5 protein-coding genes are annotated in these 8,339 nt (G+C 48.1%); 3 read left to right on the top strand and 2 right to left on the bottom strand.

Annotation, left to right across the window (positions count from 1 at the left end):
* The first annotated feature begins 638 nt into the window (after positions 1-638).
* The 3 genes from NG833_RS11135 (at position 639) to NG833_RS11125 (ending at position 7,109) form a co-directional block, all read left to right on the top strand.
* Positions 639-4,565, top strand: coding sequence for a Calx-beta domain-containing protein (locus NG833_RS11135; RefSeq protein ID WP_254565361.1), 3,927 nt, complete (start codon positions 639-641; stop codon positions 4,563-4,565).
* 215 nt (positions 4,566-4,780) lie between these two features.
* Entirely contained in the window at positions 4,781-6,214 is a 1,434-nt protein-coding gene (locus NG833_RS11130; RefSeq protein WP_254565360.1) for a BCD family MFS transporter, read from the top strand.
* A gap of 88 nt (positions 6,215-6,302) precedes the next feature.
* Positions 6,303-7,109, top strand: coding sequence for an inositol monophosphatase family protein (locus tag NG833_RS11125; protein WP_254565359.1), 807 nt, complete (start codon positions 6,303-6,305; stop codon positions 7,107-7,109).
* Between the two features lie 44 nt (positions 7,110-7,153).
* On the opposite strand, the gene NG833_RS11120 is transcribed toward NG833_RS11125, so the two are convergent.
* The gene (locus NG833_RS11120; protein WP_254565358.1) at positions 7,154-7,417 is read right to left on the bottom strand and encodes a hypothetical protein; all 264 of its coding nucleotides are present in this window, start codon (positions 7,415-7,417) and stop codon (positions 7,154-7,156) included.
* A gap of 14 nt (positions 7,418-7,431) precedes the next feature.
* Positions 7,432-8,337: a ChaN family lipoprotein gene (locus tag NG833_RS11115; RefSeq protein ID WP_254565357.1), complete on the bottom strand. Its 906-nt coding sequence runs from the start codon at positions 8,335-8,337 to the stop codon at positions 7,432-7,434.
* Positions 8,338-8,339: the final 2 nt, after the last annotated feature.

Here is an 8,339-nt window from a genome sequence, read left to right as displayed (position 1 = left end):
GCGCAATGCTTGCGCCCTCCGGAGGGCGCAAGCATTGCGCCCCTACACATTCCTTCGTTTTAGCTGAACGTTTGGAGGATTTATATTTTGCAATCCCCTTAAACCTATTTTTAAAAGGATAAGCAAAATCCTACAATTGCTCAAGTCAGGACGAAAAATGCCAAAAAAAAATTACACCCAGAATCAGATTAGGTGACCCAAATTGAATGGATTAGGCGTGATTATTTGGGAGGGATTAGTCTTTTTATTGCAGTCCGGTAATTCTTGAGTCGCTGTCCCCCTCACAACATCAGGCTATACCCACAGTATTTTTCCCGTTAACGGTTTCTCTATAATTATCTAACAGAAATTTTGACGGTTAAACATACCACAAGTTACTTACCATAAGTGACTCAAAAAGTCAAGGCGATCGCCACCCACATCCGGTGAACTTATTCAGCCGAAATCCCTACAAGTGGGTCCCAGATTCAGGTCATTTATGAAAATACCGATGACATTCGAGGGTGCGATCGGGCATAACTGAGAAAGTAGGAGTCAGAGTTGGATTTCCATTCTTTCAGGGATGGAACCCGATCGGGGCGATCGCCAACTTATTGACTCAAGCACACTTTCCAGTCTAAAAGGGCAACTCAAACATTATGACAGTCATTCAAGGCACACCGTTCGATGATACCTTACTCGGAACCCTGGGCAATAATTTTATCTATGGGTGGCAAGGCAATGATGTCCTCAATGGTGCAGATGGGGAAGATATCCTCTATGGGGATCAAGGAAATGATAGTCTAACTGGGGGGAATGGCAATGACTTACTCGCTGGCAGTCAAGGCGATGACGTTTTAGATGGGGGGGATGGCAATGATATCCTCTATGGCGGACAGGGGGAGGATGTTTTAATTGGAGGATTCGGCAGCGATCGCCTGTTTGGAGAGGCGGGACTTGATACCTTTTATCTGGAATCGGGTGCGGATACCGTCACCGGAGGCCAAGATAAAGATACCTTTATTCTGTTTCCCACCCTAGGCGGTGGCACTTTAGCAGAAGCGGCGATTATTACGGATTTTAATCCCTTAGAAGATGAATTGGAACTGGCAAATGGACTCACCTTTGAAGGATTAAATATTTTTCAAGGAACGGAAAATTATGCCAACGATACGATTATCCAGGACCGGAATACCGGGCGATATTTAGCGATTTTGCTGAATGTGGCAACGCCTAGTTTTGTGCCAGAGGCGATCGCAGACACCCCAGTAGAAGAAACGCAAGTCCCCGCAGCAGAGGCAACGGAACAACCGGACATTGTATTTGCCACTCCCTCCCTTGTCATTTCACCGATTACCCAACCGGGAACGCCACCGGATAATACTCCAACGGATAATCCGCCAACGGATAATCCGCCAATTGATAATTCTATTCCAGGAACGCTGCAATTTACGGCGAGTCAATTTGCAGTGAACGAAGATGGGACTCCCGTTATGACCATCACTGTAGAACGGATAGAGGGGAGTGCGGGTGCAGTGGGTGCAACTATTACCCTCATCGATGGCACGGCAATTGCTCCCAATGACTATGATAATACACCTATTTTTGTGAACTTTGGCGATGGGAATGTTACCCCTAAAACCCTTGAGTTTCCGATTGTCGATGATGAGGTTTTAGAAGGGGATGAAACAGTTAATTTAACCTTATTTAATCCCACGGGAGGCGCATCTTTAGGGAGTCAAAATACAGCCATATTAACCCTTGTCGATAACGATCGCCCGTCGCAAATCCAATTTAGCACCCCTACCTACAGCATTCGGGAAGATGGGGGGAGTGCGACGATTACTGTTACCCGGGACAGTGCGATCGGGACAGTCAGCGTTGATTATGCGACCCAAACCCCCAATACCAATAATGCTGCCACCGCAGATGCCGATTATATTCCTACCCAAGGAACTCTGACCTTTAATCCAGGGGAAACCACGAAAACCCTGACGATTCCCATTTTAGATGATGACCTAGTAGAGGCAACAGAGACGGTGCAAATTGCACTTTCTAATCCTTCTGATGGGGCAATTTTAGGGGGAATTTCAACGGCAAGTTTAGAAATTTTAGACCATGAACCGGGACAGTTAGAATTTATCAGTGCCAGTTCCAGTGGATTAGAAGGCAACAGTGGGACGGCAGTGGAGACAGTTGTCGGAACAATCCGACGCAGTGGCGGCAGTGATGGGGAAGTCATGGTGCAGGTGGTGTTAGATAATCCGGCAGGGACCGCGACCTCTGGGGAAGATTATACCACAACCTTTCCGATTTCGGTGACCTTTGCTGATGGGGAAAGTGGCGATCGCGATGTGACACTCCCGATTGTCGGAGATTTGGTGAATGAACCGGATGAAACCATCCCGTTGCAATTAGTCAATCCCTCCAATGGTGCAAGGTTGGGAACCCAAAGCACCACGATTTATACCCTGGTGAATGATGATGGCGGGATTAATATTCCCACGGCGTCTAATTTCATCGCCGAGAATATCACAATCCCTGGGGGGACAACTCACACCTTTACCATTGATTATGCCGATAATGGGGCGATTGATATCAGTAGTTTGGATAATTCTGATATTCTGGTTACCCAAGCGGATGGGTCCCAAATTCCGGCGACGTTTGTGAGTGTCAATCCCCTGGGTGACGGCACACCGCGCACTGTAACCTATCAAATTGCTGCACCCGGTGGCAGTTGGGATACGGCAGATAATGGCACTTATACGGTCCTGTTACAATCCAATCAAGTCACGGATACCAGTGGGAATGCTATTCCTAATGCGACTCTCGGCAGTTTTAATGTTAATCTGGATACCCTCGCACCCACGGCGAGTAATTTGGGGGTGACGGATGTGAATACCAGTGGCGAAACGACTCACAGTTTTACCGTGGATTATGCGGATAATGTGGCGATTGATATCAGTAGTTTGGATAGTTCAGATATCCAAGTTACCGGATCTAATGGATTCAATAGTTTAGCGACTTTAGTTAGTATCAATAGCAGTGAAAACGGTACACCTCGCACTGCGACTTATGAAATGACTGCGCCGGGTGGGATTTGGGATAGTGAGGATAATGGTACTTATGCGATCGCCCTCGTGGGAAATCAGGTATTCGATACCAGTGGCAATGCTGTTCCTGCTACTAATCTGGGCAATTTCACGGTTAATTCTACCTTAACCCTTGACCCCACAGTAACCCTGGGAGTATCACCCGATCGCGTGTTTGAAGATAGTGGTGCAGAATTAATTTATACGTTTACTCGCACTGATAGCGTGAATACCCCCTTAACCAGTCCTTTAACGGCTAATTTTACCGTCGGAGGAACGGCAACCGTTGGTACCGATGGCAATGGAGACTACAATCAGACGGGTGCTGACACATTTGATACAACCGGAACCGTCACATTTGCACCCAATGCTTCAACGGCGATTGTCGCGATCGCACCCTGGGGAAATACCCAAATAGAACCGAATAAAATAGTCGAATTTACTTTAACAACGGGTGCTTATAACCTGGGTACTCCAGAGACCGTGACGGGTATAATTATAGATGATGATGCCCTCGTTTTAAATAATAACGATAGCGGGTATGGCTCATTACGACAAGCGATGATCAATGCCAATACCCAAGGCGGATCTCATGTAATTAACATGAATTTAATCAATGGAAATGAGATTATTCTGGAGTCCCCTTTACCGGCGATCGATAGTTTTCTAACCTTCAGTGGACCCGGTGCTGATTTACTAACGATTAGTGGGAATAATGCTTACCAAGTTTTTTATGTCAACAATGGTGCTTCAGCAAGTTTTCATCACTTGACGATCGCCGACGGTAGGGGTCAGGGGGGTGGCATTTATAATAACGGGGGTTTGGTACAATTAACCAACAGTGTTGTTAATAATAATTTTGGGATTATCAGTGGGGGAGGAATCTTCAATTCAGTAGGTCAAATTTACATCACAGCCAGCACAATTTCTAATAATTCTGCCTCCCAAGGTGGCGGAATTTGGAATAGTGGAACTCTCAATATCACTAAAAGTACGATTTCAGGCAATAGCGCAGATACCGAAGGTGGCGGCATTTACAATAATAATAACCCTGCAACCGTGAACATTACCAATAGCACGATTTCTAACAATTCGGTAAGCGGTACAGGTTCTGGGATTATGAATAACAATGGGGTCATTAATGCTAAAAACACAATCATTGCGGGCAATGAAAATATGTTCGTTTTGCACCCTGACTTCAGTGGTGTCCTCTCTTCTGGCGGCTACAATCTAATTGGTGATCCTACTGGAGGCAGTGGCTTCGCACCAACAGATATCCTGAATGTGAATCCGATGCTTGACCCCTTAGCCAATGCCGGTGGAACAACTCCAACTCACCGATTACAACCCGGAAGTCCCGCCATTGATGCGGGAGATGCCACCTTTCCCTCACCGTATATATCGCCCCTGCCTTTTGACCAACGGGGAGAGGGGTACGATCGCATCGTGAATGGAATCATCGATATCGGGTCCTATGAGTATCCCGGCGTTTAATTAAGCCACTGGGAGAGGAAGGCAGTCCCAGGTGCTGCCATTTCCTCTCCTCCAAAAATAAGGGGAATAAGTATCAGAAATTAGGCTAAAAGTCAAGCCCTCGCGCCTCAAATCTTAACCCTACCTTGGGGGTATATTTGCCCTCTATCTATCGGGCCGGGATTATCCTAACATGATGAAAGCTGAAGCTGTTGTTAGATAAATCCCAATTCGTTATGGCAACTGGCAAGATAACCGAACCCCCATCCGCCTTCTGTGAGGAAATCCTCAAGCCCAGAATTGACCTAGCAACCATGTTTCGTCTGGGTTTATTTCAGATGGGTCTGGGGATCATGTCCCTACTGACTCTAGGGGTGATTAACCGGGTGATGATAGAAGAACTCAGAGTCCCGGCATTGATTGCCGCAGGGGCGATCGCCATGCACCAGTTTGTCAGTCCGGCGCGCATCTGGTTTGGTCAGATGTCCGACTCCAAACCCCTATTGGGTCATCATCGCAGTGGCTATATCTGGATTGGTGCGGCCCTATTTACCGCCATTTCCTTCATTGCCGTACAAATTGTCTGGCAACTCGGCAGCAGTTTGGAGGCCACCGGCTGGAGTCCGACGACCTACCTCTGGGCGGGAGTTCTGGCCCTCGCCTTCGGAGTCTATGGTCTGGCCCTGAGTGCCAGTTCCACCCCCTTTGCCGCCCTCCTGGTGGATGTCTCTGATGAGGATAATCGCTCTAAACTGGTGAGTATCGTCTGGTCGATGCTGATGGTGGGGATTATCATCGGGGCGATCGTCAGCAGTAGTTTACTCAAGCAGATCACCCTAGATACCCCCATCGAACAGCTACAGGCATCGGTAAACCGTTTGTTTCTGATTGTCCCGGCGATCGTACTCGTCCTCACTGGGATTGGCACCGTGGGAGTCGAGAAAAAATATTCCCGCTTTGGCACCCGGTCAACTCCGGGGAACCGAGACGACCAAATTGGTTTGGGTGAGGCCCTGCGCGTCTTGACCGCCAGTCGCCAAACCGGGATATTTTTTACCTTTTTGCTAGTGATGAGCATCAGTCTGTTCATGCAGGATGCCGTCATGGAACCCTACGGTGGGGAAGTCTTCGGAATGCCAATCTCAGAAACCACCCAACTGAATGCCTTCTTCGGGATGGGGACCTTAATTGGGATTGCATCGACAGGTTTTTTAGTCGTTCCGCGCCTGGGTAAGCAAAACACCACCAAATTAGGCTGTATCTGTGCTGCCGTCTGTTTGGGACTGATTATCATGGCTGGATTTACCGAAAAACCGGAAATGTTGATGGGGTCCTTACTCCTCTACGGTTTAGCATCGGGTATTATTACCACGGGTGCCATTAGTTTGATGCTGGATCTAACTGCCGCAGAAACTGCCGGGACCTTTATCGGGGCCTGGGGATTAGCTCAGGCGATCGCCCGAGGACTGTCTACGGTTTCCGGTGGTGCAGTTTTAGATTTGGGTCGCTTGCTCTTTGGCGTACCCGTTTTGTCTTATGGTCTCGTGTTTGCTACCCAAGCAGTGGGGATGATTCTAGCGGTTGTCCTTCTGCGACGAGTCAATATTCACGAGTTCCGCGAGAATGCCAAAGATGCGATCGCGGCAGTGATGGCCGGTGAATTAGACTGAAGCACCCGGGAATTAAGCTCATATCCGCTCATTTCCCTTGATTCAATCGGCTATTAGCAACTGTACATTCGCAATTTATCAAAAACCAATGACTGATTTTTGGGATCAAGTTCTACATTTTGCGGAGACGACCGCGAATAAGGTCGGTAAAGAGCTAATGGCTGATTTCGGCCAAGTCCAGGCAGTAGAAAAAGCCGATGGCAGCTTAATCACGCAATCGGATAAATGGGCCGATCGCGAACTGTGCGATGCGATCGCCACTGGCTTCCCTGAACATGGAGTCCTCAGCGAAGAATCCGCACATATCTTTCCCGATACCGAATGGTGTTGGATTATCGACCCCCTAGACGGCACCACCAACTTCGCTCGCCGTATCCCCATCTGGGGCGTTTCTCTCGGCCTGCTGTATCGTGGGACCCCCGTCTTTGGGTATGTCCATTTACCCCCCCTCCATCAATCATTCCACGGGTTCTGGTCCGGTCAAACGGGTCTAAAATTACCCCAGGGAGCCTTTCTCGATCGCCGCCGGATTCATAGCAGTTCAGACCCCCTGGATCCTAACCAGTTTTTTAGCTTCTGTTCCCGCAGTATCGGCAACTATCAACCTCTTTTCCCCTGCAAAATTCGGATGTTAGGCGTTGCCAGCTACAATTTTCTCACCGTCGCTGCCGGGATTACCCTCGGAGGAGTAGAAGCGACCCCCAAAATTTGGGATATTGCCGGAGTTTGGCCGATCGTCCAAGCTGCCGGTGCCGTCTGGCATCCCCTAGAACCACAACCCATTTTCCCCCTAACCCCCGGCACCAACTACAGCGATCGCTCCTTCCCCACTCTCGTCACCGCCCAACCCAATCTCCTGCCTGTTTTTGAACCCTTTGTTCAATCCCTGGGGTAGGGTCATTGGTCCTTAGTCCTTGGTCATTGGTCATTGGTCATTGGTCATTGGTCCTTGGTCCTTGGGAGGAGATAGGGAAGATAGAAAGAATATTCTTCGTTCGTAGTAACGACTTCAGTCGTTATCTTATCTTCGTTCGTAGTAACGACTTCAGTCGTTATCTTATCTTCGTTCGTAGTAACGACTTCAGTCGTTATCTTATCTTCGTTCGTAGTAACGACTTCAGTCGTTTCCTCCTCCCCATCACCCCCATCCACCCAGGACAACTGACAAATAACAAATGACCAATGACCAATGACCAATGACAACTAACCTATCCTCCTCAGTGTTCCCAAAAATAGTCCGCAATAGGTCGATCGCCTATTGAGCGCAGTTCTTCGGGAAGATTAAATAATAAAGATCGCTGGACAAAGGGTTCCATTCCGAGGCGATCGCCCACTCGTCTTTCCACCCGACTCGGAATCCCATGTCCATACACAATATGCCCTTGTCCCGCTAAAACCACCACCTGAGTCTGAGGATTTTCCTTCACAAATTCCGTAATCGTTTCAGCCATTGTTTCATCCCACAAAACTTGGGCTAAAAAGAAATTCTCAAACTTCAAACTCGACCCATGCGCCGCTGCTTGATGCTGTTCAAAAACCTCCCGCACCATCTGCTGATAGTCCGCATTATCCGTCTTAATTTCCGTAAAGGGTGGAATAGATGCTCGTTCCTCTTCCGTTAATCCTTCCAACCCTTCCCTTGCGACTTTTCGGGTAATTTCAGTCGGCGTATTTAACGCTAAAATGGGTAACTGATTGTCTTTAGCAAAACGCACAATCTCGGCGTAATATTCCCAGGGAAATCCCCAGCGTTGCTCGTATTCCGTTTCTGCAATCAGTTCAGTTTCCGTGATTTCTCCCTGTAAATAACGGTCGATCGCCCCTTGAAAGGGACGCTGGAACATTTCTAGGGCGATCGCCAGATTGGGATTCTTCTGATGTAAGGCGCGGATAATCTCCAACTGCGCTTGATGATCCGCCTCACTGTCGTGAGTTTCCCCTAAATAAATCACATGGGCGTCCCCCAATTCTTGCAACACCTGTTCCTGGGGTAAGAGTCGGGAAAACAGACGATTCACTTCAGGCATTTGAGGCGTAATTTCTACCCCTTGGACTGATAAAGTACAAGCTAAAATAATTCCTAACGAGCAAGTACCGAGTTTAATAAAATTGGCTAGTTTCATAA

The organism is Oscillatoria sp. HE19RPO (assembly GCF_024220515.1).
GTDB lineage: Bacteria > Cyanobacteriota > Cyanobacteriia > Cyanobacteriales > Laspinemataceae > Laspinema.
Note: the sequence above shows the minus strand (reverse complement) of the source record. Positions and strands in the feature narration are given on the sequence as shown.

Bases quoted from the DNA above. Each gene is read 5' to 3' on its own strand.
- NG833_RS11135 (WP_254565361.1), top strand. From the start codon at position 639: ATGACAGTCATTCAAGGCACACCGTTCGATGATACCTTACTCGGAACC.
- NG833_RS11130 (WP_254565360.1), top strand. From the start codon at position 4,781: ATGGCAACTGGCAAGATAACCGAACCCCCATCCGCCTTCTGTGAGGAA.
- NG833_RS11125 (WP_254565359.1), top strand. From the start codon at position 6,303: ATGACTGATTTTTGGGATCAAGTTCTACATTTTGCGGAGACGACCGCG.
- NG833_RS11115 (WP_254565357.1), bottom strand. From the start codon at position 8,337: ATGAAACTAGCCAATTTTATTAAACTCGGTACTTGCTCGTTAGGAATT.